Here is a 25,958-nt window from a genome sequence, read left to right on the forward strand (position 1 = left end):
CATTGTGCCGCTCGGCGTCAGTCCTTGGCGTAGCTCGAGGCGCCCCACCAGTCCACGACCACGACGGGCTCGTCGCCGACGACCCAGGCGTCGTGGCCGTGGGGGAGGGCGGTGACGTCGCCGGGGTGGGCGTCGAGCTCGGTGCCGTCGGCCATCTGGACGCGCAGCGTGCCCTGCACGTGGTACTGGAAGTGGGGGGCCTCGCACAGGTCGGTGCCGGCGATCGGCTTCACGTGCTCCGACCAGCGCCAGCCCGGCTGGAGGGTGAGGCGCCCGATCTGGGTGCCGGCGATGTCGACCAGGTCGACCTGGCCGCACTCGAAGGTGCGGGTCTCGTCGGGGGAGGCGAAGGACTTGGTCTCCGCGTTCGCCTTCTCGGTCTTCGCTGCGGTGGTGGTCATGGAGGTCTCCTCGAGGTGGTGGTCCGGCGCGGTCGGTGCGCCGTACGCCGAGACTCGCCTGCGGGGGTTGCAACGACCTTGCAGCCGACGACGCCGGCGCGCGGGTGCGTGGCTGGGCCACCCGGAGGTGGTCACTTCGGGTGGTGCCGCCCCGTGCCGAAGGGCCCGGGGCCGGCCCCGGCGGCACCCCGGCCAAGTCGGGCCGAACGGCGCCTGCGTCGACCGTCGGTGGTTCCTAGGTTCCTGGCAGACCGGCGACAGGGGGTCGCCGACCTCAACTGGGGGGACCCACATGCTGCACACCTACCTGGAGGCGCTCCGCAAGGAGCGCAAGAGCGATGGCGGCTTCACGCTCATCGAGCTCCTGATCGTCATCGTCATCCTCGGCGTCCTCGCCGGCATCGTCGTGTTCTCGGTCCGGGGCATCACCGACCGCGGCGACGTCGCGGCCTGCAAGACGAACCAGAAGACCGCCGAGGTCGCCGTGGAGGCGTACTACGCCAAGAACGGCGCCAACCCGGCGACGCTGGCCGCGCTCGTTCCCGACTTCCTCAAGTCGGACCCGAGCGCCGCAACGGTCGACGCCCAGCAGCGTGTGACCTACGCCGCTGGTGTGGTCACGCCCGGCACTGCCTGCGACTGACGCCTCACGTGCGGGGGGCCGTCGCCCGTGAGGCGGCGGCCCTCTGTCCGGCCACTCGATGGAGGACCTCATGCACGAGCACCTGCACCGCATCGGCGACCGGGTCGACCGGCTGCTGAACGTCCTCTGGGAGGCGGGCGGCACCGACCTGATGCTGACCACGGGCCTGCCGCCGATGGTCCGCGTCGACGGCACCCTGGTGCCGGTCGACGGAGAGAGCGCGTTGACGGCCGACGACACGAACGCGCTGCTGACCGAGGTGCTCACCCCCGGCCAGCAGGACGCGTGGGGGGCCGCGCGCGAGTTCGACTTCTCGTTCTCCTGGCGCGAGCACGCCCGGATTCGCGGCAACGCGTTCACCCAGCGCGGCCTGACCGCGGTGGCGCTGCGGATGATCCCGCGCGACATCCCGACCCCCGACGACCTCGGCCTGCCGCTCGGGCTGCAGGAGCTGTCGCTTCGTCACCAGGGACTCATCCTCATGACCGGCCCGACCGGCTCGGGGAAGTCCACCACGCTCGCCTCGCTGGTCGACCTCATCAACCGCAACCGCGGCTGCCACATCATCACGATCGAGGACCCGATCGAGTACGTCCACGACCACAAGCAGGCGGCGGTCAACCAGCGCGAGGTCGGCACGGACACGAGCAGCTTCAGCGACGCACTGCGGTCGGTGCTCCGCGAGGACCCCGACGTGCTGCTCGTGGGAGAGATGCGTGACCTCGAGTCGATCGCCTTCGCGCTCACCGTGGCGGAGACCGGGCACCTCGTCTTCGCCACGGTGCACACCAACGACACCGCCCAGTCGCTCGGGCGGATGATCGACGTCTTCCCCGCCGAGCAGCAGGCCCAGATCCGGGTCCAGCTCGCCGCGGCGCTCAGCTGCGTGGTCTACCAGCGGCTGATCCCCCGGATCGGCGGCGGCATGATCGCCGCCTACGAGGTGCTGGTCGCGACGCCCGCGGTCCGCAACCTGATCAAGGAGGGCAAGACCCACCAGCTGCGCAACTCGCTGGTGACCGGCGCCCGCGACGGGATGAACACGCTGGAGCACTCGCTGTCTCAGCTGGTCCAGCAGGGCGTCGTCACCCTGGACGACGCGCTGGCGCGGAGCCTGTACCCGAAGGACATCGAGGTCCGCCCCCGGATGAGCGCCGCCGTCGCCCGATAGCCGATCGACACGAGGGGGAAGCAGATGAAGATGCGTGGACGGCGCCGCGCCGAGTCCGTGCAGGTCGTCGCGCCGGGCGACGAGGACGACGAGCGGCTGGCCGGCGTCCTGGTCGCGGCCCGGGTCGTGGAGCCCTACCAGCTCGACGCCGCCCGGGCCGCTCAGGACTCCGGGAACCTCGCCGAGCAGCTGGTCGCCGCCGGCGTGGTGACGGAGGAGTCGCTGGCCCGCACCCTCGCCGACCACTACGGGTGCGAGCTGCTCGACTTCCGCGCCGTCCGGCCGGAGCCCGAGGCGCTCGCCCTGCTGACGCCGGAGCAGGCACGCACGCTCGGTGCCCTGCCGCTGACGACGGACGACGACGGCGTCAGGGTCGCCGTCGTCGACCCGTCCCCGCAGCGCATCGAGGCGATCCGCGGCGTCGTCGGCCGGCCCGTCGTCGCGGCCGTCGCGACCCAGCGCAACCTCGAGCGGGCGCTCGACTCGGCTTATCCCGCCACTCGCGACGTCGGCAGCCACGTGCAGGTCTACGAGGCCCGCGACCAGCTCCGGCGCGAGGCCGCCCAGCTCGATGGCGCCGGCAGCGAGGACGCCCCCGTCGTCCGCGTCGTGCAGATGATCATCACCCAGGGGCTGCGCGACCGGGCCTCCGACATCCACATCGAGCCGTCGGGCGAACGGGTCCGGGTCCGCTACCGGATCGACGGTGCGCTGACCGACGTGCTGGACCTCCCGGGTTCCATCGGCCCCGCGGTCGTGAGCCGGGTGAAGATCCTCGGCGGCATGAACATCGTCGAGCGGCGCCGGCCGCAGGACGGCCAGATCAGCATGGACGTCGAGGGCCGGGAGGTCGACATCCGGGTCGCGACGACCGCGGTGGTCGGTGGCGAGAAGGTGGTGATGCGGCTGCTCGACAAGAGCCGCCCGCTCTTCAGGCTCGAGCAGCTCGGCATGGCACCCGATGTGGCCGACCGCTACTCCAGCCTCATCCACTCGCCGTACGGCATGGTGATCTGCGCCGGCCCGACCGGCGGAGGTAAGACCACCACGCTCTACGCCTCCCTCGGCGAGCTCGACAGCCCCGAGCGCAACATCATGACGATCGAGGACCCGGTCGAGTACACCTTCGACTCGATCAACCAGATCCAGATCAACGAGCAGGCCGGCATCACCTTCGCCGGCGGCCTGAAGTCGATCCTCCGCCAGGACCCGGACATCATCCTGGTCGGCGAGATCCGGGACGTGGACACGGCCCGCATCGCCGTGCAGTCGGCGCTCACCGGCCACTTCGTGCTCTCCTCGCTGCACGCGACCGAGGCGGTCTCGGCGCTCTACCGCCTGCTCGACATGGGCATCGAGTCCTTCCTGATCGCCTCGTCGATCACCGCCGTCGTCGCCCAGCGGCTGGTCCGGCGCAGCTGCACCAGCTGCCTCGAGGCCTATCAGCCGACCCCGGAGGAGCTGGGGTTCCTGCGCAGCTTCGGTGGCACCGAGCCCGAGGGCGGCTTCGTGCACGGCGTGGGCTGCCAGCTCTGTGCGCAGACCGGCTTCCTCGAGCGGATCGGCGTCTACGAGCTCCTCACGGTCACCAACGAGGTGCGCGAGCTGATCGTCGACCGCGCCCCTCAGGACCAGATGCGCAAGGTGGCGCAGCACCAGGGGATGCGGACCCTGCAGGAGCAGGCCGTCCAGCTCGTGCTGGCGGGCACCACCACCGCCGCCGAGGTCATGCGCTCCATCTACGTGGCAGGGGTCTGAGATGCCGAAGTTCGCCTACGTCGCCGTCACGCCGGACGGGCAGCAGGTCAAGGGCAAGACCCGGGCGACCAGCCGCGGCGACGCCGAGATCACGCTCTACGGCAAGGAGCTCCGCGACCTGCGGGTCAAGGAGAGGAAGAGCATCCTGCAGTACGAGATCAGCGGGCCGCGCATCAAGAAGGCCGACGTGATGCACCTGTCGCGCCAGATCGCGGCCTTCCTCCGGGCCGGTCTGCCGATCCTCGAGGCGGTGCACACCATCGGCGCCGAGAGCGAGAGCTCCTCGGTGCGGCGGATGATGAACGAGATCGAGGACGGGCTCCGCTCGGGCGAGCGGTTCTCCGACTGTCTCGAGCGGTATCCCAAGGTGTTCCCCGGGTTCTACCGAGGCATGGTCCGCTCCGCCGAGCTCACCGGCGAGCTCGACACCGTGCTCGCCCGCCTCGCCATCTACATCGAGCGCGACCTCGAGGCGCGGCGCAAGATCAAGTCGGCGCTGATCTACCCGACCGCCGTCGCGATCATGTCCGTGGTGACCGTGGTGATCCTCGCGGTCTGGGTGCTGCCGAAGTTCGAGCTGTTCTTCGAGGACCTCGACGCGACGCTGCCGTTGCCGACCCGGATGCTGCTCGGGTTCACCGACTTCATCGGCAGCTACTGGTGGGCGCTGGCCGCAGGGCTCGGCGCCGTGCTGCTGCTCGGCTTCCTGGTCACCCGGTTCGAGTTCGGCAAGTACGCGCGCGACGCGTTCCTCCTCAGGATCCCGGTGCTCGGGGAAACGATCCGCTACGCCCTGGTCGAGCGGTTCTGCCGCGTCCTGGCCTCCATGGTCGGCGCCGGCGTCAACCTCACCGAGGCCCTCTCGGTGACCACCGAGGCGCTGCGCAACAGGGTGTTCATCAAGCAGTTGGGCACCGTCTCCGACGCGATGCTCGAGGGCGAGGGCATCTCGGGTCCGCTGGCCCGGACGAGGCTCTTCCCGGGCACCGCCACCCAGATGCTGCGGGTCGGCGAGGAGACGGGGTCGCTGGACGACCAGCTCCAGGTGACGGCGGAGTACTACGAGGTCGAGCTCGACTACAAGATCAAGAAGCTCACGTCGATCTTCGAGCCGCTGGTGATCGTCGTGATGGGCGGCATCGTCGGCTTCGTGGCCGTCGCCCTGGTCTCCGCGATGTACGACATCTTCAACCAGGTGGACGTCTGATGCGTCGGCTCGCCCGCCTGCGCTCCGCCGGCCGCTCCGACGACGGGGCGACGCTGGTCGAGACGCTGGTGGCGGTGGTGATCCTCGGCATCGCCGCGGTGGCGATCCTCGGCGGGCTGCAGCTCAGCGTGATGGCGTCCGACATCCACCGCAAGCAGACCTCGGACGGCGCCCTGGTCCGGGGCTACGCCGAGGCGATCGAGCAGCACCTCGACGTCACGGCCAACTACGTGAGGTGCGCCGGGGCCAACGCCTACAGCCCCGCAGTCGTGGGCTACCCGGTCCCGGCCGGGCACACCGCCCAGCAGGCCGCCGCCCAGCCACTGAGCGGCGACGGGTCCGTCGCGACGAGCGGCACCTGCCCGACGCGGGACCAGGGCGTGCAGCGGCTCCGCCTCACCGTGAGCAGTGCCGACGGGCGTGCCGTCGAGACGCTCACCGTGGTGGTGCGCCGCTCCTGTGGATCGGGGTCGTCGTGCGACTGATTCGACGCTGGCGGGCGCTCGCGAGCCGTGACGAGGGATTCACCCTGCCTGAGCTGATCATCACCGTTGCGATCATCGGGATCGTCGCCGTGGGCCTGACCGGGGTCGTCATCAGCTACCTGAAGACGACGACCGACACCCAGGCGCGGCTCACCGAGTCCCACGACGTGCAGTTCGTCGCGGCGTACTGGCAGCGCGACGTCGCCAGCATCGGCGTTCGCAGCTACGACGCCGGCAGCAAGAGCTTCCCGCTCCAGCAGTCGGTGGACGTCGCGCCGGCGTGCAGCCTCCCGGCCGGCACGCCGATCGTGACTCTCGCCTGGAGCACCTACACCTCGACCGACTCGACGGCCCCGCCGACCACCGTCACGGTGTCCTATGTCGCCGAGCCCGACACCGGGGGCTACAACCTGGTCCGGACGCGGTGCACCGGCGCGACGAAGGACTCCGAGCTCGAGGTGATGCACAGCCTCAACGCACTCCCGACCGTCACCTGCGACATCAGCTGCACCAGCGCGACCGTGCCGAGCGCCGTGTCGCTCAACGTGTCGGTCCTCGACCCCGACGGCCACGGCGGCGCGGCGCTCACCGCGACCCTCTCGGGCGAACGGAGGCAGACATGACTGGCCGACTGCGCGGGCGCATCCTTCAGGTCCGCCGCACGGACGACAGGGGCGCGCTGCTCATCATCGCGATCATCATCATCACCGTGGTCGCCCTGGTGACCGGCTTCGTCCTCACGAGGGGCGACGGGAGCCTGCGGGCGACCGTCGCGCTGCGCGACGTCGCCCGTGCGTCGTACGCCGCCGACGCCTCGGCGCAGGTCGCCATCAACGACCTGCGGACCGGCTACAACGTCGGCCTCGGGGAGCCGGACCCCTGGTACTACGTCAACGAGATCGGCACCGGCTGCTTCGGCTTCGACGGCTCAGGGGCGACCTCGGTGGCGAAGAACACCCTCACGCTCGACGGACTGATCCCGAAGCAGGGAAGCGACACCCAGAGCGTGATGTCCGCCGCGGTGCGGTGCACGCCGGAGGACGCCACCGGAGCGCAAGGATCCGCCGTACCGATCAGCAACGGCAACAAGCCCGGCAACGCGATCCTCACCCTGGGCACCTCGGGAGCCGAGAACGGGTTCACCTTCAAGACCAACGGGTCCGGCGGTGCGTTCCGCGTCCGCGGTGGCGTCTGGTCGAACAGCAACATCGTCCGCAACAACAACGGGACGCTCGAGTCCACGCAGTACATCCGTGCCCACACCGGCTGCTCTCCGGTGGCGGCGATGAACGCTCCCGTCGTGAACTGCAGCGCGAGCACCGTGGCCGACCCCGACTACCAGAGCGACCTCGACATCGCCGGCATCGGCATCCCCGCGCTCCAGACGCCGCCCACCAGCTGCCCGAACGGCGGAACGGTGACGCTGACACCGGGCTACTACGACGACGCCACCAAGCTCAACGCGCTCACCGGCACCAACACCACCTGCACGATCTTCATGGACCCCGGCACCTACTACTTCGACTTCCACAACAACGCCGCGGACCCGCTCTACGACGCCGACATCGCCTCGGGCAGCGGCGACGTGTGGACGATCGGGTCGCGCAAGACGTTGGTCGCCGGCACCCGCGACACCAGCGACACCACGGTGCCCGGACGGTGCATCAGCCCCATCGAGGACGTCAACGCCCACGGCGTCCAGCTCATCTTCGGCGGCGACAGCCGGATGAGCATCGCCGCCAGCGGCCAGGCCACCGCGGTGGAGATCTGCGGCTCCTACCATCCGAACCGGCCGCCGATCGCGATCTACGGCCAGAAGACCGGCACCGCGACCCAGACCGTCATCGCGCCCGCCGACGCGCTGACCACCGACGTCGCGCCCACCGTCACCCCCACTGGCACCGGGCCGAGCGGGACCGGCACCTTCACCGGCGCCACGATCGCGAACCTGCAGACCGCCGACGGCAACCAGGCCACGAACGCCAACCTGGCCGCCTGGACGAACGGCTTCACGGGCAGCGGCACCGGCAACGCGACACGGACCGTCACGATGACGGGCTTCGCCCCGGCGGCCGCGCTCCCCGTCGGGACCGTGCTGACCGGCGCTCGGCTCAAGGTCACCCACCGGTCGACCGGCGCGCAGAACAAGATCACCTTCAGCCCGGACCTCGGGCCGGCGATGGCCGAGTACACGCTGCCGACGCGGAGCAGTCTCGGGACCGAGGACGTCGACCTGTCGCTGCGCACCGGGTGGGCAGCCTTCCAGAAGGCCGTGCACGACCAGGGGTTCACGGGCGCGTCGGTGGCGTTCAAGGCCGACCTCAACAAGACCCAGGTCTCGCAGCTCGACGCGGTCCGGCTCGAGCTCACCTACTACGTCCCGACCCTGCGCGGCCAGACGACGAGCGCGATCGCGGGCAACACGGTCGCGACGCCCGGTGGCGCACCCGTCGTCCAGGCGTCGGGCAACTCCACGACGCTCTACATCCAGGGCACGACCTACACCCCGTTGTCGAAGATCGACCTCTCGCTCAACAACATCGACGAGTCGGTCTTCCGGTTCGGGGTCATCGCCCGCTCGCTGGTCGTCTTCGAGACGGGCTCGTTCGACTATCCCGGTGCGGTCATCGAGCTACCCGACAACTCACCGGGCTTCGGGTTCGAGACGACCATCGTCCAGCTCGAGATCTTCCTGTGCGCCGGCCTGGCGAGCGGCTGCACGCCCGGAACCGGCGAGCTCGCGCTCACGGCCAGGGTGAAGATCTTCGACGAGGGCGGGACCCCGAGCAACGCCCGCAAGATCTCCGTCCTGAGCTGGAGTCACTCGAGATGATCGAGGCCGAGCTGCCGGTGGTCGTCGCGATGGCGATCCTCGTCGGCGTCCTCGGGTCGGCCGTCGGGTCGTTCCTCAACGTCGTCGCGCACCGCGTGCCGAGGGGTCTGTCGGTGGTCAACCCGCCGTCGGCCTGCCCCGACTGCGGCACCGCGATCCGCTCGCGCCACAACCTGCCTGTCGTCGGGTGGCTGGTGCTCCGCGGCCGGTGCTACGACTGCGGCTCGGCCATCAGCGTCCGCTACCCGCTGGTGGAGGCCGGGGTCGCGGTGCTGTTCGTGCTCGCCGCGCTGCGCTTCGGCGACGAGCCGCGCCAGCTGCCGGCCTACCTTGCGTTCGCGGGCATCGCGGGGGCCCTGGCGCTCATCGACCTCGACGTGCGCAGGCTGCCCAACTCCATCGTGCTGCCGGCCTACCCGGTCCTCGGCGTGCTGCTGGCGCTGCCCGGCGACGCCTCAGCCCTGCTGCGGGCGGCACTCGGCGCGGCCCTGCTGTTCGCCATCTACCTAGTGATCGCGCTGGTCGCCGTGGGCGCGATGGGCTGGGGCGACGTGAAGCTGGCCGGGGTGATCGGCGGCATGACGGCCTACCTCTCCTGGGGCACGCTCCTGAGCGGTGCGTTCCTCGGCTTCCTCCTGGGTGCCGTCGCCGGCCTCCTGCTGATCGCCGCCCGCCGGGCCGGTCGGCGCAGCGCGGTCCCGTTCGGTCCGTTCATGCTCCTCGGGGCGTGGGCCGCCCTGCTGGGCGCGGGTCACCTCGGCGACTCCTACCTGGCGCTGCTCGCGAGGTAGCGGCGCCGACGCGACCCGGTCTCCGCGGTCAGCGGCGCTGACCCACCCGCAAGGCACCGGCCTCGAGCTCGTGGCGCCGGCTCTCGGCCCGCAGCACGGCCGCCTGCGCCCGCCGCTCGATGCCCAGCTTGCCCAGGATGCTGGAGACGTAGTTCTTCACGGTCCGCTCGGACAGGAACATCCGCTCGCCGATCTGCCGGTTCGTCAGGCCGTCGGTGACCAGGTCGAGCACCTCGCGCTCGCGCGGGGTGAGCTCGCCGAGAGCGGTGCTGGGCGCGGAGGTCTGGCGGACCCGCTCCATGACCCGGGCGATCACCGCGGGGTCGAGCAGCGAGCGGCCCATCGCCACCTGCCGGATCGCGTCGACGAGCCCCGAGGTCTGCACCTCCTTGAGCACGTAGCCGGAGGCGCCCGCGAGCACGGAGGCCACGACCGCGTCGTGGTCGTCGTGCGACGTGAGCATCAGGCAGTAGGTCTGCGGCATGACGGACCGCACCTCGCGGCAGACGTCGACGCCGTTCGCGTCTCCGAGCTGGACGTCGAGGACCGCCACGGTGGGCGCGGCCGCGGGGATGCGGGCGAGCGCCTGGCTGGCCGAGGTGGCCGTCCCGACCACCTCGAACCCCGGGACCGAGCCCAGCAGCTCGCTCAGGCCGTCGAGCACCACGGCGTGGTCGTCCACCAGGAAGACCCGCACGACCTGCTCGGTGTCGTCGGGGTTCACATCGCCACCTCCCAGGTCAGCACGGTCCCGCGTACGGCGCCCGGCACCACGCTGCACGTGCCGCCCCGGCGCTCGGCGCGGGTGAGGAGGTTCGTGGTGCCGCTGCGCCGCTGGCAGTGGTCGATCCCGACACCGTCGTCCGTGACGACCACCCTGAGCCGGTCGGTCGTGGCCACCAGCTCCACCGACGCGCTGTCGGCGTGCGCGTGCCGGGCGACGTTGGTCAGCGCCTCGCGCACGACCGCGGTCAGGTCCTCGACGAGGTCGTCCGCGACGGCGCCCGGAGCGCCCGAGAACTGCACGTCCGGCGAGAACCCGAGCACCGGTGTGAGCTCGGACGCGACGTCGAGCGACGCCGCGCGCAGCTCGTCCCTGCTGCGGTCGAGGGTCCCGCGCAGGGCGAAGATGCTGGTGCGGATGCGGCGGATCGTCCGGTCGAGCTCGCCGACGCGACGGTGCACGCCCCGGCGCACGACGTCGGGGACGCCGGCCGACTCGGCGGTGTTGGTGAGGCCGATGCCGATGGCGAACAGCTCCTGGATCACGTGGTCGTGCAGGTCCATCGCGATGCGTTCGCGGTCCTCGGCGACCCGGATGAGCTGTTGGGCGTCGCGCGCCTCGGCGAGCTCGAGCGAGATCGTCGCCTGGTTGGCGAAGTCCGAGGCCGTCGTCAGGTCCTCCGCCGAGAACGCCTCGCGTCCGCGGGTGCGGATGACGGTCAGGATCCCCCACGTCCGCGAGCTGCCGACGAGCGGCACGAGCATCACCGGACCGCTGTCGATGACGGAGTCGCCGTACCGGCCGTGACCGAGCGCGGTCCGGTAGTCCGGCACCTGCAGTGCGGTGCCGCGGGCCAGGGCCGCCTCGGACAGGCTGCCCCCGATCGGGAAGCGCTCGCCGACGAAGTCCTCGGCGTGAGCACCGGAGCCCGCCTCCACGACGAGCTCGCCCCCGTCGTCGGTGAGCAGCGAGAGCGTGACGAGGTCGGCGTCGGCCACCTCGGCCGCCACCTGGGCCACGACCGACAGAGGGTCCTCTCCGCCGGCGGACAGGATCTGCTGCGTGATCTGCGCGCTCGCTCGCAACCAGCGCTCCTGCCGGCAGGACGCGTCGTAGAGCCGTGCGTGGCTGATCGCGGTCTCCGCGGTGGAGACCAGGGCCTCCACGAACTCACGGTCCTCGGTCGAGAACCCCCCGCGGTCGCTGTCGGACAGCCGCAGCTCGCCGTACGGCGACCCGTCGAGCGTGAGGGAGCGGTGCAGCGCGCCGTCCGGTCCGGACGAGCCCACGAGCACCAGGTCGAGGTCGCAGTCGGACAGGCCGGCGCCGACGGTCCGGCTCGGGACCGCGTCGGTGCCGTGCACGACGACCGCGGCCGTGGCGGCGCCGGTCAGCTCGGCCGCGGCGGCCGCCAGGTCGCGGAGCACCGTGTCGACCTCGAGCCCGCTGGAGACGCGGGCACACGCGCGCAGCAGCTCTCGTAGTCGTCCTTGCGTCCTGCGAACCCGGTCGGCGCCCACCACCAGCTGGTCGATCATCTCGTCCAGCGCGGTCTTCGGGCCGTCGGCGAACCGCAGTGACGGCTCCCCGTGACCGGTCACGAGGGGAACCTAGGTCTCGACCCCCGCCGGACGAGGCGTCCGGGTCCCGGGAATCACCAATCCTGGGGACGGGCCACGAGGACGTCGGCGAGGGATCGGCGCCGGCCGCGGACTCCCGCGGTGCCCGCGCCGAGACGGAGCACGACCTGGGGATGACCCGCGCCGCGCAGCTGCTGCACGAGCCGGCCCCGGGGCATCGACAGGGCGCGGTCGTCGATCACCTCCGCCACCGCGAGCCCGTGGGTCGCCGCCTCGAGCACCAACATCTGCACCGCCTCGCCGGCGGTGAGCCAGTGCACCGCTCCGTCGGCCTTCGTGCAGACCACGACGACGTCGGCGGCGACCGGGTGCAGGCTCGCGCCCGTCGTCGCCACCGCACGGTCGAGCAGCTCGAGCTCGTCGTCGCCGATCGGCCGCACCCGGTCCGGGTCGAGCCGGTGCCGCGCGAGACCCCGTCGGCCCCAGTCGGCCAGCCGCGCGTCCGTCGCGGGTCCGCCGGGCCCCGTCGGAGCGCCGACGGTGAGGGTCGCCAGGTGGTACGGGTTCGCCGGCTCGGGGATCCGCACGACGTCGTGGGTGATCCCGTCGGCGGCGAGCGAGGCGCGAGCGTTGAGGAGCGCGGCGCCGATGCTCAGGGTCAGCGAGCGCCCGAAGGGGTCGCGCGCGGCCAGCCACCGACCGGGGTCCGCGTGGAGCTCGCACGCGTCCGGCCGCAGCACGATCCGCCACGGCTCGCTGTCGCGCGTGGAGTAGGCGAGCGTCGCCGCCACGGCGGCGCGACGCACGGGTGCCCGGCTGGCCGCGACGGAGCTGTCCTCCCTCGGCCGCCGGTCCACGTGCACGGCTCCCACGGTGCCCGAGGGCCGGATCGGAGAACAGGGCCGAACGGCACGGTCCGGGTGTACGGCCTAGCGTGGTGGCGTGAGCGAGCTCGAGGAACGGTTCGGGGCCGCGGCCAAGGCGTGCGACGACACGGTGGTCTGGCACGCCCGGCGCGGACCCGCCGAGACGATGGCCCTGCTGGCGCAGGCGGCCGACGACCTGGGCATCGAGGAGTGGGACCGGTACGGCGCCGGCGGGGCCGTCGCCCGCCTCGAGGGGGAGGTCGCAGAGCTGCTCGGGAAGCCGGCGGCGGTGTTCTTCGTGAGTGGCGGCATGGCGCAGATGGCCGCGCTTCGGGTCTGGTGCGAGCGGCGCGGGTCGCAGCGGGTGGCGGTCCCGGACCTCGCGCACCAGCTGCGTCACGAGACCGACGGCCCACGGCTGCTCCAGGGCTTCCGGTTCGAGACGCTCACCCGCGGCTGGGACACGGCCACCGCCGACGACCTCCGTGCGATCGCCGGTCACGACCGGCTCGGCGCCGTGCAGCTCGAGCTGCCGCTGCGCGAGGCGGGGTGCCTGCTGCCGACGTGGGAGGAGCTCACGGCGTTCTCCGCAGCCGCGCGCGACCTCGGGGTGCCGTTGCACGTCGACGGGGCGCGGCTCTGGGAGTCGCAGTCGTTCCTCGGGCACGACCTCGCCGACATCAGCGCCCTGTTCGACAGCGTCTACGTCTCGTTCTACAAGGGGCTCCGGGCCGTGGCGGGCGCGGCCGTCGGCTGCGACGAGGACGTCGCCACCGAGCTGCGCGCCTGGCGCCAGCGGATGGGCGGGACGCTGTTCGGGATGACGCCGTACGCCCTCTCCGCGCTGGTCGGGCTGCGCGAGGAGCTGCCGCGTCTCGGCGAGTCCGTGGCGTGGGCGAGGTCCCTCGCGGCCGAGCTGGTCGCCCGGGGCCTCAGGGTGCAGCCGGACCCGCCCCACACCAACACCTTCCTCGTCTTCGCGGACGGCGACCCCGACGCGATCACCGAGCGGGTCGCGGCGTTCATGGAGAGCGAGCGGGTGATGCCGTGCGGCGGCTGGCGCCCGGCTCAGGCGCCGGGCGTCGCGATGACCGAGGTGACCATCCACGGCGCGGCCCTGGACAAGGACCCGGCCGTGGTCGCCGGTTGGTACGCCGACCTGGTCGCGCCTGCCGACCGGTGACCCGAATGGGCACCGGTCACGCGGCGGATAGTGTCGGCCCGGAGGAGGTGCGGATGGCGGACCCGGCGGCGACGGCGCACGACGACGCGCCCGTGGTGCCTGTCTTCTTCCTCTCCGACAGCACCGGCATCAGCGCCGAGACGATGGGCAACGCGCTGCTGATCCAGTTCCCCGACACCCGGTTCGAGCGCACGCTGTTCCCCTTCATCACGACGGTCGAGGAGGCGCAGCGGGTGGTGGCGGTCCTCGACGAGGCCATGGACGGGCCGGTGACGCCGCTGGTCTTCACCACGGCCGCCGACGACACCGTGCGCAGCGAGCTCGCGAAGACCCGCGCGCCGGTGCTCGACTTCTTCCACATGCACATGAGCCGGGTGGAGGCGATCCTCGGGACCCGCGGCCTCCACGAGGCGGCCAGGCTGCACGGCGTCGGCGACATCCGCAGCTACAACACCCGGATGGCGGCGGTGGAGTTCACGATCGAGCACGACGACGGCCAGAGCGTGCGCGGACTCGAGAAGGCCGACGTCATCCTCACGGCGCCGTCGCGGTGCGGCAAGACGCCGACGAGCATGTACCTCGCGCTCCAGCACGGGCTGTTCGTCGCCAACTACCCGCTCGTCGACGAGGACCTCGAGGCGTCCGAGCTGCCCGGGCTGCTCACCGAGCACATCGGCCGCTGCGTCGGCATCACGACCACTGTCGAGCGGCTCAGCCGCGTCCGCAACGAGCGTCGCCCCGACTCGCGCTACGCCTCCGCCGAGCAGTGCCGCTGGGAGCTGCGGCGCGCCGGCGAGCTGTACGCCGCGCACCACGTCCCGGTCATCGACTCCTCCAGCAGGTCGGTCGAGGAGATGGCCACCCTGATCGTCCAGATCGTCAACAAGATCAAGAAAGCGGGCCGATGAGCGAGAGCGTCAACGTGCGGTGGTTCTCCGACCTCGGGATGGCGGACCTCGAGCAGGTCGGGGGCAAGAACGCGTCGCTGGGCGAGATGGTCTCCCAGCTCGCCGACCTCGGGGTGCGGGTGCCGGACGGCTTCGCGACCACCTCCGACGCCTACCACCGGTTCATCGGCACTGATGTCGACGGGAGGGGCGGCCTGGCCGAGCGGATCAGCGGGCTGCTCGACGGGCTCGACACCGACGACGTGCGCCGCCTCGCCGAGGTCGGCCGCGAGATCCGGTCCGCGGTCGTGGAGCAGGAGTTCCCGGCCGACCTCGAGGCCGACATCCGCGAGGCCTACGACCGCCTCGTGGAGGAGAGCGGGCAGGAGGTGTCGTTCGCCGTACGCTCCAGCGCCACGGCGGAGGACCTGCCGGACGCGTCGTTCGCCGGCCAGCAGGAGACCTTCCTCAACGTGCGCGGGATCGACGCGATCCTGCAGGCGATCCGCGAGGTCTACGCCTCGCTCTACAACGACCGCGCGATCGCCTACCGCGTCCACCACGGCTTCGCGCACGGCGACGTCGGGCTCTCGGCGGGCGTGCAGCGGATGGTGCGCTCCGACGTCGGCGCATCCGGCGTGATGTTCACGATGGACACCGAGTCGGGCTTCCAGGACGCCGTCTTCATCACCTCGGCCTACGGCCTGGGGGAGGGCGTCGTGCAGGGCGCGGTCAACCCCGACGAGTTCTACGTCTACAAGCCGGCGCTGCGCGAGGGCCGGCCGGCCGTGCTCAAGCGGGGCGTCGGCGACAAGGCGACCAAGATGGTCTACACCGACGACGCGACGGTGGGCCGCACCACGGTCTTCGTCGACGTCGACCCCGCCGATCGGCGCCGGCTCAGCCTCAGCGACGACGAGGTGGAGGAGCTGGCCCGGCACGCGCTGGTGATCGAGGAGCACTACGGCCGCCCGATGGACATCGAGTGGGGCAAGGACGGCATCGACGGGGTGCTCTACGTGCTCCAGGCGCGGCCCGAGACCGTGCAGTCGCGGGGCGGTGCGCTCGAGCGGTTCTCGATGCCGAAGGACGCGGCCGCGGGCGCCGAGGTGCTGGCGGAGGGTCGGGCGATCGGGCAGAAGATCGGCGCCGGGGCCGCGCGGGTGCTGACCTCGGTCGAGCAGATGCACGAGTTCGTCGAGGGCGAGGTGCTGGTCGCCGACATGACCGACCCCGACTGGGAGCCGATCATGAAGCGCGCCGCCGCGATCGTCACCAACCGCGGTGGCCGCACCTGCCACGCTGCGATCATCGCCCGCGAGCTCGGCATCCCCGCCGTGGTCGGCACGCGCTCGGCGACCCGCGAGCTCACCGACGGCCGCGAGGTGACGGTCTCGTGCGCGGAGGGCGACACCGGGCTCGTCTACGACGGTCTGCTCGACTTCACCGTCGAGCGCACCGAGCTCGACGAGATGCCCGAGCTCCCGGTCAAGATCATGATGAACGTCGGCACCCCCGAGCAGGCCTTCGCGTTCGCCAAGCTCCCGCACCGCGGCATCGGGCTGGCCCGGCTCGAGTTCGTGATCAACCGCCAGATCGGCATCCACCCCAAGGCGTTGCTCGACCTCGAGCGCGACCCGTCCTCGCTCGACGACGGGGTGCGCGCGGAGATCGAGGAGAAGATCGCGGCGTACGCCGGGCCGCGCGAGTTCTTCGTGCAGCGCGTCGCCGAGGGCGTCTCGATGCTGGCGGCGGCGTTCGCGCCGTACCCCGTCATCGTGCGGATGTCGGACTTCAAGTCCAACGAGTACGCCAACCTCCTCGCCGGCCCGGCCTACGAGCCCGACGAGGAGAACCCGATGCTCGGCTACCGCGGGGCGTCGCGCTACCTGTCGGAGGAGTTCGCCGACTGCTTCGCGATGGAGTGCGAGGCGCTGCGCCACGTGCGCGACGACATGGGCCTGACGAACGTGTGGGTGATGATCCCCTTCGTGCGCACCCTCGACGAGGCGAGCGGCGTGATCCGGCTGCTCGGCGAGCACGGGCTGGAGCGGGGCACCAACGACCTCAAGGTCGTGATGATGTGCGAGATCCCGTCGAACGCCGTGATCGCCGACCAGTTCCTGGAGCACTTCGACGGCTTCTCCATCGGCTCCAACGACATGACCCAGCTGACGCTCGGCCTCGACCGCGACTCGGCGCTGGTGTCGGCCGGCTTCGACGAGCGCGACCCGGCGGTCCTGCACATGCTCGAGCTGGCGATCCAGGCCTGCAAGAAGGCCGGCAAGTACGTCGGCATCTGCGGCCAGGGCCCCTCCGACCACCCCGACCTGGCCCAGTGGCTGCTCGACCAGGGCATCGAGTCGATGTCGCTCAACCCCGACACGGTGGTCGAGACCTGGCTGCGGCTGGCGGGGACGTCGGCGGAGGGCTGAGCCGCACCCTCTTCTCGAGACCAGATCAGCGCATTCGCGCTCGTTTGGTCTGGTTTCACGCGTGAAACAAGACCAATCCAGCGCAATCGCGCCGATTCGGTCCGCTTCTGCCAGGCCCGACGCGAGCCAGGACGAGCGACGGGGCGGGATCCGAGAGATCGGATCCCGCCCCGACAGGTCGGACGCCGCCGCGTGCGTGACCGGCGGTCGCCCGGAGGTGCTCAGGCCTCGATCGCCTCGCGCTGGGTCGAGCCCTGGACCGTCTCGTGGTCGCCGACGCCGCTGATCTGGATCTTGCGCGGCTTGGCCTTCTCGGCGACCGGCACGACCAGCCGCAGCACGCCGGCGTCGTACGACGCCTCGATGCGGTCGAGGTCGAGGTTGTCGCCGAGCACGAGCTGCCGGCTGAACGCGCCGCGCGGGCGCTCGGTGGCGAGCATCTCCCAGTCGCCGTTGCGGGCCACCCGCTCGGCGCGGACCGTCAGCACGTTGCGCTCGACGTCAAGGTCGATCGTCTCGGTGCTGACGCCGGGCAGGTCGAACTCGATCACGAAGCGGTCGCCCTCGCGCCAGGCGTCCATCGGCATCACCGCCGGGCGGCTCGTGGTGCCGAGCAGCTGCTGGGTCAGCCGGTCGAAGTCACGGAACGGGTCGGTGGTGCGCAGCAACATGGTGTCCTCCTGACATGGTTTCGGGTGGCCGCCGAGCGGCTCACGATCTATAACGCTTGTTACAGGTAATATGTATTCCAGAACGACGAAGATTTCAACCCTGCCACGTCAGATTCCTGGAGGCCCTATGGCGACGCGCGACGAGGCCGTCTTCGCGATCTCGGTGGCCGCCCGCATGGCGTCCATGGAGATCCAGAACCTCCGCGTCTACGAGCGCCGTGGCCTGGTCGACCCCGATCGCACCGCGGGTGGCACCCGCCTCTACAGCGAGGCGGACGTCGCGCGCCTGCTCCGGATCGGCGAGCTCCTCGCCGACGGGCTCAACCTCGCCGGGATCGCGCGCGTGCTCGACCTCGAGCGCACGGTCGCGCGCCTGAAGGCGGAGAACGCCCGCCTGCGCGGCAACTGGGACGCGTCCCAGGACATGGCCTAGTCGGGCAGCGACGCGAAGGCCCGCACCGGGAACGTTGCCATGCCCGCCACCTTGACCGGCACGGCGCTGAACGTCGCGCCGGTCGGCGGCAGCGCGGACAGCCCGGTCAGGTGCTCGACGACCGGGATCTCCCGCTCCAGCAGCAGCGTGTGCACCGGCCGCTCGCCGCGCGGCGGGGTGGCGTCGATGTTGACCGAGTCGATCCCGACCAGCGCCGCGCCCTGGTCGGCGAGCCACTCCGCGGCCTCGGTGGCGAGGTAGGGGTGCTCCGGCGCGCCGTACGTCTCGGTGCCGAAGTGCAGGTCCCAGCCGGTGTGCACGAGCACCGCGTGCCCCGCGACGTCGAGGCCCTCGAACGCCGCCAGGCCGGTGGGGCCGGTGTCCTCTCCCGCGACGACCAGCGCGGGCAGCAGCGCGCACTTCTCGAGCGGCAGCGCGCTGAGGTCGTGCCCGCCGCGGAGCCGGTGCCCGGGGGTGTCGAGGTAGGTGCCGGTGTTGGCGATCATCTCGATCCGGGCGATCGCGAACTCCGTCCCCTCGGCGTAGACCTCGTGCGACGCCTCGAACGTGAGGTGGTCGGAGATCACGGGCGCGGGGAGGCCCGGGTAGGTCACCAGGCCGTGCGAGACGGTGTGGCTGAGGTCGATCAGGCGCATCACCGCATCGTGCCAGTCGGCAACGGCCGCGCTGAAGGTCCGCGTTGCAGGCTCGCGTCGAAGGCTCGCGTTGAAGGCGTGCGGCCGCGGGTACCCCCACGGCATGGCCACCACCACCAAGACGAAGTCCACCGACGCGATCGTCCACCTCAAGGACGACCACAAGGAGATCCGTCGGCTGTTCGACCAGTTCGAGAAGGCCGGCGACGGCGCCGAGAAGACCAAGGGCAAGCTCGTCGACCAGATCATCGAGCTGCTCACGGTGCACACCTACATCGAGAACGAGGTGATGTACCCGCGCGTGCGCGAGCTGCTGCCCGACCTCGAGGACGACGTGCTCGAGTCCTACGAGGAGCACCACGTCGCCGACGTGCTGGTCATGGAGCTCTCCTCCATGAAGCCCGGCGACGAGCGCTTCGACGCCAAGACGACGGTGCTCATCGAGAACGTCCGGCACCACATCGAGGAGGAGGAGAAGGAGTGGTTCCCGAAGGTCCGCGAGGGCCTCGGGCGCAAGAGCCTCCAGGAGATCGGTGCCGAGATGATCGCCAAGCGCAAGAAGGCGCCGCGCCGGCCCTCGCAGCCCAGCGCGCTCAAGAAGACGATCGACGCCGTCGTCTCCTGACGGGGGCGATCGGCGTCAGCCGTTGAGCAGCTGCTCGAATGGCGTGACGTCCTCGTAGGGGTCGACCGCGTGGAGCTGCCGGCGCCGGAGCACGGCGTCGGTCAGCTCGCCGGCCGCGCGCTCGACGCGGTCGGACAGCCCGCGGGAGCCGAAGTCCTCCGACGCCGCGAAGACCGCGGTGGGCAGGGGAGCGGCGTGCAGGTAGGAGAACAGCGGTCGCAGCGCGTGCTCGAGCACCAGCGAGTGCCGCGGCGTGCCCGCGGTGCCCGCCATCAGCACCGGCGTGCCATCGAGGGCGTCGGCGTCGAGGACGTCGAAGAACGACTTGAACAGCCCGCTGTACGACGCGCTGAACACCGGCGTCACCGCGATCACCGCGTCGGCCGCGGCGACCGACGCCACCGCGTCGGCCAGCGCCCCCGCCGGGAACCCGGTCAGCAGGTTGTCGGTGATCGCGTGCGCGAGGTCGCGCAGCTCGACGACCTCGACGTCCACCGCCCGGCCGGCGGCCTCCAGCGAGGACACTGCGGCCGCCGCGAGCTGGTCGGCGAGGATGCGCGTCGAGGAGGGGTTGCTCAGCCCCGCGGTGACGACCACGAGCCGGGTCATGCGGAGACCTCCTCGGAGGTCGAGGGCTGGGCCGGGTCCGACGCCGCGGCGACACGTGCGGCGTGCGTCGGCCCCTCCGGCACGTGTGCGGGCCGCAGCGCCTCGAACTCCTTGCGCAGCACCGGCACGACCTCCTCGCCGAGCAGGTCGAGCTGCTCGAGGACGGTCTTGAGCGGCAGGCCCGCGTGGTCCATGAGGAACAGCTGGCGCTGGTAGTCGCCGACGTACTCCCGGAAGCCGAGGGTCCGCTCGATCACCTGCTGCGGCGACCCGACCGTGAGTGGCGTCTGCTCGGTGAAGTCCTCGAGCGAGGGGCCGTGGCCGTAGACGGGTGCGTTGTCGAAGTAGGGCCGGAACTCGTCGATCGCGTCCTGGCTGTTCTTGCGCATGAAGACCTGGCCGCCGAGACCGACGATGGCCTGGTCGGCGCTGCCGTGGCCGTAGTGCTCGAACCGCTGGCGGTAGAGCGCGACCATCCGGGCGCTGTGCAAGGGCGGCCAGAAGATGTGGTTGTGGAAGAACCCGTCGCCGTAGTAGGCCGCCTGCTCGGCGATCTCGGGCGAGCGGATCGAGCCGTGCCAGACGAACGGCGGCACGCCGTCCAGCGGTCGCGGCGTCGAGGTGTAGCCCTCCAGCGGGGTGCGGAACCTGCCCTCCCAGTTGACGACGTCCTCGCGCCAGAGCCGGTGCAGCAGCGCGTAGTTCTCGACCGCCAGCGGGATGCCGTCGCGGATGTCCTTGCCGAACCACGGGTAGACCGGGCCGGTGTTGCCGCGGCCCATCATCAGGTCGAGGCGGCCGTCGACGAGGTGCTGGAGCTTCGCGTAGTCCTCGGCGATGAGCACGGGATCGGTCGTGGTGATCAGCGTGGTCGACGTCGAGAGGATGATCCGCTCGGTCTGCGCCCCGATGTAGGCGAGCGTCGCCGTGGGGTTGGAGGCGATGAACGGCGGGTTGTGGTGCTCGCCCACCGCGAACACGTCGAGACCGACCTCCTCGGCCTTCTTCGCGATCGCGACGGTGGCCTTGATGCGCTCGTGCTCGCTCGGCGTACGACCCGTGGTGGGGTCGGCCGTGACGTCGCCGACGGTGAAGATCCCGAACTGCATGTCCGCTCCTCAGAAGTGGTTCAAGATGCAACCAGCCCAACGCCCAGGGGTGGTGGCGCATTCCCGCCCGCGCGCCGCCCCCAGCCGGTTCAGCGGGTCCCACCCGGGCGACGGCCACCAGCCTGCGGAGGCGGCCCGGGCCATGCCCGGGTGGTCCGTCCGGGTGGTTCTGCGCGCGGTCCTTTTGCCGGGGGCTGCAACCGCTTACATTTTGAACTAGAGGACGTGGAGCCCCCTGGGGAGGGAGCGCGACGGTCAGGAGCAGTCATCTGCTCGTGCCCGTCGTGTGGCGACACGGAATCTGGAAGGCGCGTCACCGCCCCGTGCGGTGACGCGCCGACCTGCCCCTCGGCGCCGACCTGCCCCTCGGCGCCGGCCGGGGTCCTAGGCTCTCGACCGTGAAGCGCGCCGGCCTCGCCGCCCTGCTCCTCGTCGCGTCGCCACTCGTCGCGGCGTGCGGCTCCGACCCGACGTGCGACGACGTCGACGACCTCACCGAGCAGCTGGCCGACACCGACGTCGACGACCCCGGCTACAACGACCTGGTCGGGGACCTCAACCGCGCGGCCGCGGACTGCAACGCCTGACACCCTCGCGAGACACCTCTCCGAGATCGGGCCCGGACGAGGACGTCAGAGGCAGCCCGCGAGCGCCTCGAGGAGCCGCTCCACGTCGCTGTCGTCGGTGTACGGCGCCAGCCCGATCCGCAGCCCGCCCCCCGCGCCGAGCTCGAGACGCCTCGCGGGCTCGTGGGCGTAGAAGGTGCCGGCCGGCGCGTTGATCCCCTGTGCGGCGAGGCGCCGCGAGACGTCGCCCGCGTCGTGGTGCGCGAACGTCGCGAGCACGGTCGGCGTGCGGGTCGCCGCGCGGGAGTGCAGCGTGACGCCACCGAGGGCCCGGAGCCCCTCCTCGACCCGCTCGCGCAGCCGGTCCTCGTGCGCCTCGAGCGCGGCCATCGACGCCTCGAGCCGCGCGCGCCGGTCGGTGGCCGCGCCGGGGGCGAGGTCGGCGAGGAACTCCACCGCCGCGGTGGCGCCGGCCATCAGCTCGTAGGGGAGCGTGCCGAGCTCGAACCGCTCCGGCACCCGGTCGGTGGCGGGCACCAGCTTGTCCGGGTCCAGTCGCTCGAGCAGCTCGACCCTGCCGGCCACCACGCCGGCGTGCGGGCCGAGGAACTTGTAGGTCGAGCAGCCGACGAAGTCCGCGCCCGACTCCGCCAGCGACACGCTGGCGTGCGGAGTCAGGTGCACGGCGTCGACGTAGACCCACGCCCCCACCGCGTGGGCCCGCTCCGCGACGGCCGGGAGGTCGGGCCGGGTGCCGATCAGGTTGGACGCGCCGGTGACGGCGACCAGCCGGGTCCGGTCGCTGAGGGCGTCGTCCAGCGAGTCCGTCGACAGCTCGCCCGTCTCCGGGTCGAAGTCGACCCACCGCACGGTCGCACCCGCAGCGGCCGCGGCGATCACCCACGGCCGCACGTTGGCGTCGTGGTCGAGCCTCGAGACGACGACCTCGGCGCCGGAGCCCCAGTCCTTCGCCATCGCCCGGCTCAGGTCGAAGGTGAGCTGGGTGAAGCTCCGCCCGAACACCACGCCCTCCGGCGCCGCTCCCAGCAGGTCGGCCAGGGCCTCGCGGGCTCCGACCACCGCGCGCTCGGCGTTGTCCTGCGCGACGGTCAGGTCGCCGCGGTTGCTGATCGGTGAGACCAGGGTGCTGCGCACCGCCTCGGCGACGGCGTCGGGGGTCTGCGACCCGCCCGGCCCGTCGAAGAACGCCAGCCCGCTCTCGAGCGCGGGGAAGTGGGCCCGGACCTTCGCGACGTCGTAGTCACTCATGGGCCGAGACTAGACACGGCGGTGCGACCTCAGCCCGTCGGCCCGAACCGCTCGACGCGGATCGCGCCGGCCGGGACGCCGCAGTCGAGCAGCAGCGCCTCGGCGTACGACGCGAAGCGGGACGAGCCGCAGACGTAGGCGCGCTCGACGCCGGCGAGCAGCGGCGCGACCTCGGCGACGGTCGGGGCGCCGGCGGGGCGCGTGCCGTCGTCGTGCCGGGTGTAGGCGAGGGTGGCGCCGGCGCGGCCGAGCTCGTCGGCGTAGGGCAGCATCGTCGGGTCGCGACCGACCGCGACCACGCGCAGCAGGTCGGTGCGCCCGAGCCGCCGGGCGGTGCGCAGCATCGACACGGCGGGGACCACGCCGGTGCCGCCGACCAGGCAGAGCGCCGGGGTCGTCACGTCCCAGGTGAACCAGCGTCCGATCGGCCCGCGCATCTCGAGCTCGTCGCCGACCTCGACGACGTCGGCCAGGAACTCCGACACCTCTCCGTCGGGGAGCCGCTCCACGAGGAGCTCGACGAGCGGGTCGTCGTCGTCGGAGGCGACGGAGTAGGAGCGCTGGGCGACGTAGTCGTCGGGCGCCCGGAGCCGGATCAGGTAGTGCTGGCCCGGCCGGTGCCGCGGGCGGTCCTCGACGTGCATCCGCAGCCGCACCGTGTCGGGCGTGGGCAGGGTCTTCTCGATGACCCGTCCGGTCGTCCAGGCGGTCTCGACAGCCTGAACGTCGTCGATCGCACCCACCGTCAGTCGCCCTGGTAGCGCTGCTCGAGCCACGGGTCGCCGCGGTCGTGGTAGCCGTTCTGCTCCCAGAACCCGGGCCGGTCGCTCGCCATCAGCTCGAGGCGCGAGACCCACTTCGCGGACTTCCAGAAGTAGAGGTGCGGCACCAGGAACCGCGCCGGGCCGCCGTGCTCACGGGGGAGCGGCTTGCCGCCGTACTCCCAGACGACCCAGGCCTTGCCGTCGACGACGTCGGAGAGGGGCAGGTTGGTGGTGTAGCCCGTGCTCGAGTGCGCCATGACGAACGCCGCGTCGGGCAGCGGCCCGGCCGCCTCCAGCAGCGTGTCGACGCTGACGCCGCGGAAGGCGACGTCGAACTTCGACCAGGTCGTGACGCAGTGGATGTCGCCGAGGTACGACGACTCGGGGAGCGCGTGGATCTCGTCCCACGTCCACGACGTCGGTCGCTCGACCAGCCCGTCGACCGCGAGCGACCAGCGGTCGGTGTCGAGCCGGGGCGTCGCCTCGGCGGTGAGCACCGGCCAGCCGGCGCCGGTGTCGTACTGGCCCGGTGGCAGCCTTCCCTCGTGGCTGCGGCGGCGCCCGATGAAGCCTCGGGTCACGGGCATGGCGTACCTCCTGGGTGGTCGGACTCCGAGGCTTGGTGTCGCCGGAGGCCCCCATCGTTACGCATCGGTGCGCGGGGAGGGATCAAGTGCCGCTGGGTGAGGAGGTCGGACCGGTGCCGCCGGTGGTGGGCTGGAGGGGCGGCTCCTCGATCACCGACGGTGCGGGCACCGGGGTGGCGGGCTCCGGCGGGGTGCCGGAGGAGGCGCGGGCCAGCTCCTCCGCGGGCACGTGGCGGTGCAGGAAGTCCTGCGCCCAGCGGGCCGAGCGGTGCAGGCCCAGGGTCGCGGCCACGATGATGCCGGCGATCACCAGCCAGCCGGCCGTGCCCCAGGTCATCGCCAGGAACGTGTAGACCGCGGGCGCCCAGACCTTGCCGAGGGTGCCGCTGAGACCGGCGGCGCCGGAGTACTCGCCGCGCCGCCTGGGGTCCATCAGCTCGGCCTCGAACGACCAGCTGGCCGCGGACAGGTAGAGCTCGGCGCCCGTCACGGTCACGTGGCCCAGCCAGACGAGGCTGATCGTGACCCAGCCGACGGTGTCGTGGGTGTAGGCGGTGATCAGGCACGAGCCCACGAAGAACGCCGCGGAGAGCCGCAGCGCCCGGAGCGCGGTGGTGACGTCCTTGACGCCGCGGGCCGCGGCCATCGGCAGGAAGATGCACATCACCGTGTTGGTGCCGAACAGGAAGGCCAGGAGCACCCGCGGTGCGTCGGTCTCCTGCACCAGCCACAGCGGGATCACGATGTTGAGCAGCACCTGGTTGGTCCACAGCACGCCCACGAAGAACGTGCTGACCATCCAGCCGACGTTGCGCATCGGCCCCGGCCCCGGCACCTTGACCTTGCGGTCCTCGGCGGTGCGGTTGTCGTGCGAGGCGTTGGGCAGCCGCAGGATCGCCACGCCGTTGACCAGGAACGCCAGCGAGGTGAACCACGGCAGCCCGTGGAGCACGGTGTTGGAGTCGAAGGCCAGCGCGATCCCGCCGAGCAGCGAGCCGAGGGTGAAGCCGACGTTGAGCGCGGAGTACATGTAGGCGCGCGAGGTGACCCGCTCGTCGGCCGGGAGCACGTCGATCGTGTAGGCCTGGTGCGCCGCCCCACCCAGCGACCCGACCACCTCCATCGCCACCGCCATGGCGACGTAGCCGGCGAAGCTGTCGATGAACGGCCACAGCGTGAACAGCGCCGCCTGCCCGGTCGCGCTGACCGCCCAGCACCGCTTCGGCCCGAACCGGTCGACGAGCCTGCCGGCCGGCCACGCGGCCAGGAAGCTCGCGACGCCCGCGATCGTAAGCCCGAGGCCCACCTGAGCGGCGCTCAGCCCGACGAGCTGGGTGAAGAACACCGCCGAGCCGGTCATGAACGTGCCCTCGCCCAGGGCGAAGAGCAGCGACTGGGTGGCGAGCCGGCCGGCGAGCGGGGAGGGAGGACGCGTCTGGCGCACGATCGTGGCGAACATCGCCGCCGAGTCTCCCAGTCACCACCGACGCAGTCGCGTCAATTTCCCGCGGACGCAGACCCTTTCGCCACCCGCCGAATACCCTCGACCGGCCCCCGCTGACCGAGCCTGTCGAGATCACCGCAAGGAAGGCGCCCGACCTGCCCCCCGCTGATCGAGCTTGTCGAGATCACCGCAAGATAGGCACCCGACCGGCCCGCCGCTGATCGAGCCTGTCGAGATCACCGCAAGGTAGGCACCCGACCG

At 71.7% G+C, this 25,958-nt stretch carries 26 protein-coding genes; 14 read left to right on the top strand and 12 right to left on the bottom strand.

Going from position 1 to position 25,958, the window contains the following annotated elements; translation table 11 throughout:
* Positions 1-17: 17 nt before the first annotated feature.
* Complete coding sequence (locus G514_RS0111020; RefSeq protein ID WP_028651790.1) at positions 18-401, bottom strand: cupin domain-containing protein; 384 nt, start codon at positions 399-401, stop codon at positions 18-20.
* A gap of 292 nt (positions 402-693) precedes the next feature.
* On the opposite strand from G514_RS0111020, the gene G514_RS0111025 reads away from it, so the two are divergent.
* The 8 genes from G514_RS0111025 to G514_RS0111060 all read left to right on the top strand — a co-directional run bounded on the left by G514_RS0111025 (position 694) and on the right by G514_RS0111060 (position 9,289).
* Positions 694-1,044, top strand: a complete 351-nt coding sequence (locus tag G514_RS0111025) for a type II secretion system protein (protein ID WP_036564578.1) — start codon at positions 694-696, stop codon at positions 1,042-1,044.
* Positions 1,045-1,114: 70 nt separating this feature from the next.
* The gene (locus G514_RS0111030; protein ID WP_036564723.1) at positions 1,115-2,215 is read left to right on the top strand and encodes a type IV pilus twitching motility protein PilT; all 1,101 of its coding nucleotides are present in this window, start codon (positions 1,115-1,117) and stop codon (positions 2,213-2,215) included.
* Positions 2,216-2,239: 24 nt separating this feature from the next.
* On the top strand, positions 2,240-3,973 hold the full coding sequence (locus G514_RS0111035) for a GspE/PulE family protein (protein WP_245582172.1): 1,734 nt from the start codon (positions 2,240-2,242) through the stop codon (positions 3,971-3,973).
* A gap of 1 nt (position 3,974) precedes the next feature.
* Positions 3,975-5,180 (top strand): type II secretion system F family protein, encoded by a 1,206-nt coding sequence (locus G514_RS0111040; RefSeq protein WP_028651794.1) that lies wholly within the window; start codon positions 3,975-3,977, stop codon positions 5,178-5,180.
* Positions 5,180-5,665, top strand: coding sequence for a type IV pilus modification PilV family protein (locus G514_RS30670; protein WP_051247339.1), 486 nt, complete (start codon positions 5,180-5,182; stop codon positions 5,663-5,665). The genes G514_RS0111040 and G514_RS30670 overlap by 1 nt, the downstream gene beginning before the upstream one ends.
* On the top strand, positions 5,656-6,288 hold the full coding sequence (locus G514_RS0111050) for a PulJ/GspJ family protein (RefSeq protein WP_028651796.1): 633 nt from the start codon (positions 5,656-5,658) through the stop codon (positions 6,286-6,288). The genes G514_RS30670 and G514_RS0111050 overlap by 10 nt, the downstream gene beginning before the upstream one ends.
* Positions 6,285-8,498 carry a hypothetical protein gene (locus tag G514_RS0111055; protein WP_028651797.1) on the top strand — a complete coding sequence of 738 codons (2,214 nt, stop codon included), beginning with the start codon at positions 6,285-6,287 and terminating at the stop codon, positions 8,496-8,498. Before G514_RS0111050 ends, G514_RS0111055 begins: the two co-directional genes overlap by 4 nt.
* Positions 8,495-9,289 (top strand): prepilin peptidase, encoded by a 795-nt coding sequence (locus G514_RS0111060; protein ID WP_211222118.1) that lies wholly within the window; start codon positions 8,495-8,497, stop codon positions 9,287-9,289. The genes G514_RS0111055 and G514_RS0111060 overlap by 4 nt, the downstream gene beginning before the upstream one ends.
* Before the next feature lie 28 nt (positions 9,290-9,317).
* Here G514_RS0111060 and G514_RS0111065 read toward each other — a convergent pair whose 3' ends face one another.
* Genes G514_RS0111065 through G514_RS29185 form a run of 3 tightly spaced genes read right to left on the bottom strand, consistent with a single transcriptional unit; the run spans position 9,318 to position 12,456 of the window.
* A complete protein-coding gene (locus tag G514_RS0111065) occupies positions 9,318-10,013 on the bottom strand; it encodes a response regulator (protein ID WP_028651799.1) in 696 nt (231 codons plus the stop codon).
* A complete protein-coding gene (locus G514_RS0111070; RefSeq protein WP_028651800.1) occupies positions 10,010-11,614 on the bottom strand; it encodes a GAF domain-containing sensor histidine kinase in 1,605 nt (534 codons plus the stop codon). Before G514_RS0111070 ends, G514_RS0111065 begins: the two co-directional genes overlap by 4 nt.
* 53 nt (positions 11,615-11,667) lie before the next feature.
* A complete protein-coding gene (locus G514_RS29185; RefSeq protein ID WP_157544739.1) occupies positions 11,668-12,456 on the bottom strand; it encodes a nitroreductase family protein in 789 nt (262 codons plus the stop codon).
* A gap of 79 nt (positions 12,457-12,535) precedes the next feature.
* On the opposite strand from G514_RS29185, the gene G514_RS26220 reads away from it, so the two are divergent.
* Genes G514_RS26220 through ppsA form a run of 3 tightly spaced genes read left to right on the top strand, consistent with a single transcriptional unit; the run spans position 12,536 to position 16,964 of the window.
* The gene (locus G514_RS26220; RefSeq protein WP_051247341.1) at positions 12,536-13,642 is read left to right on the top strand and encodes a threonine aldolase family protein; all 1,107 of its coding nucleotides are present in this window, start codon (positions 12,536-12,538) and stop codon (positions 13,640-13,642) included.
* Positions 13,643-13,695: 53 nt separating this feature from the next.
* Positions 13,696-14,550 (top strand): pyruvate, water dikinase regulatory protein, encoded by an 855-nt coding sequence (locus G514_RS0111085; RefSeq protein ID WP_036564581.1) that lies wholly within the window; start codon positions 13,696-13,698, stop codon positions 14,548-14,550.
* Complete coding sequence (ppsA, locus tag G514_RS0111090; protein ID WP_028651803.1) at positions 14,547-16,964, top strand: phosphoenolpyruvate synthase; 2,418 nt, start codon at positions 14,547-14,549, stop codon at positions 16,962-16,964. Before G514_RS0111085 ends, ppsA begins: the two co-directional genes overlap by 4 nt.
* Positions 16,965-17,185: 221 nt before the next feature.
* On the opposite strand, the gene G514_RS0111095 is transcribed toward ppsA, so the two are convergent.
* Positions 17,186-17,635 carry an Hsp20/alpha crystallin family protein gene (locus G514_RS0111095; RefSeq protein ID WP_028651804.1) on the bottom strand — a complete coding sequence of 150 codons (450 nt, stop codon included), beginning with the start codon at positions 17,633-17,635 and terminating at the stop codon, positions 17,186-17,188.
* A 127-nt stretch (positions 17,636-17,762) separates the two neighbouring features.
* Between G514_RS0111095 and G514_RS26225 the strand changes: the two genes are divergently transcribed.
* Positions 17,763-18,068, top strand: coding sequence for a MerR family transcriptional regulator (locus tag G514_RS26225; protein ID WP_036564585.1), 306 nt, complete (start codon positions 17,763-17,765; stop codon positions 18,066-18,068).
* Here the strand turns inward: G514_RS26225 and G514_RS0111105 are convergent.
* Positions 18,065-18,724 carry a cyclase family protein gene (locus G514_RS0111105; protein WP_028651805.1) on the bottom strand — a complete coding sequence of 220 codons (660 nt, stop codon included), beginning with the start codon at positions 18,722-18,724 and terminating at the stop codon, positions 18,065-18,067. The two genes, G514_RS26225 and G514_RS0111105, sit on opposite strands and share 4 nt — an antisense overlap.
* A gap of 103 nt (positions 18,725-18,827) precedes the next feature.
* Here G514_RS0111105 and G514_RS0111110 point away from each other — a divergent pair, with 103 nt between their 5' ends.
* Positions 18,828-19,349, top strand: a complete 522-nt coding sequence (locus G514_RS0111110) for a hemerythrin domain-containing protein (protein ID WP_028651806.1) — start codon at positions 18,828-18,830, stop codon at positions 19,347-19,349.
* Between the two features lie 15 nt (positions 19,350-19,364).
* On the opposite strand, the gene G514_RS0111115 is transcribed toward G514_RS0111110, so the two are convergent.
* Together G514_RS0111115 and G514_RS0111120 are read right to left on the bottom strand one after the other, a co-directional pair.
* On the bottom strand, positions 19,365-19,958 hold the full coding sequence (locus G514_RS0111115) for a CE1759 family FMN reductase (protein WP_028651807.1): 594 nt from the start codon (positions 19,956-19,958) through the stop codon (positions 19,365-19,367).
* The gene (locus tag G514_RS0111120; protein ID WP_028651808.1) at positions 19,955-21,067 is read right to left on the bottom strand and encodes an LLM class flavin-dependent oxidoreductase; all 1,113 of its coding nucleotides are present in this window, start codon (positions 21,065-21,067) and stop codon (positions 19,955-19,957) included. The genes G514_RS0111115 and G514_RS0111120 overlap by 4 nt, the downstream gene beginning before the upstream one ends.
* Positions 21,068-21,465: 398 nt before the next feature.
* Between G514_RS0111120 and G514_RS0111125 the strand changes: the two genes are divergently transcribed.
* Positions 21,466-21,654 carry a hypothetical protein gene (locus G514_RS0111125; RefSeq protein WP_028651809.1) on the top strand — a complete coding sequence of 63 codons (189 nt, stop codon included), beginning with the start codon at positions 21,466-21,468 and terminating at the stop codon, positions 21,652-21,654.
* Positions 21,655-21,699: 45 nt separating this feature from the next.
* On the opposite strand, the gene G514_RS0111130 is transcribed toward G514_RS0111125, so the two are convergent.
* From G514_RS0111130 to G514_RS26230, 4 genes are all read right to left on the bottom strand, one after another.
* Entirely contained in the window at positions 21,700-22,902 is a 1,203-nt protein-coding gene (locus G514_RS0111130) for a cysteine desulfurase-like protein (RefSeq protein WP_028651810.1), read from the bottom strand.
* Positions 22,903-22,931: 29 nt separating this feature from the next.
* Positions 22,932-23,645 carry an FAD-binding oxidoreductase gene (locus G514_RS0111135; protein WP_245582173.1) on the bottom strand — a complete coding sequence of 238 codons (714 nt, stop codon included), beginning with the start codon at positions 23,643-23,645 and terminating at the stop codon, positions 22,932-22,934.
* A 2-nt stretch (positions 23,646-23,647) separates the two neighbouring features.
* Entirely contained in the window at positions 23,648-24,253 is a 606-nt protein-coding gene (locus G514_RS0111140; RefSeq protein ID WP_028651812.1) for a sulfite oxidase-like oxidoreductase, read from the bottom strand.
* An 82-nt stretch (positions 24,254-24,335) separates the two neighbouring features.
* Positions 24,336-25,712: an MFS transporter gene (locus G514_RS26230; RefSeq protein ID WP_051247343.1), complete on the bottom strand. Its 1,377-nt coding sequence runs from the start codon at positions 25,710-25,712 to the stop codon at positions 24,336-24,338.
* Between the last annotated feature and the right edge of the window lie 246 nt (positions 25,713-25,958).

This window comes from Nocardioides halotolerans DSM 19273 (assembly GCF_000422805.1).
Taxonomy (GTDB): Bacteria; Actinomycetota; Actinomycetes; order Propionibacteriales; family Nocardioidaceae; genus Nocardioides; species Nocardioides halotolerans.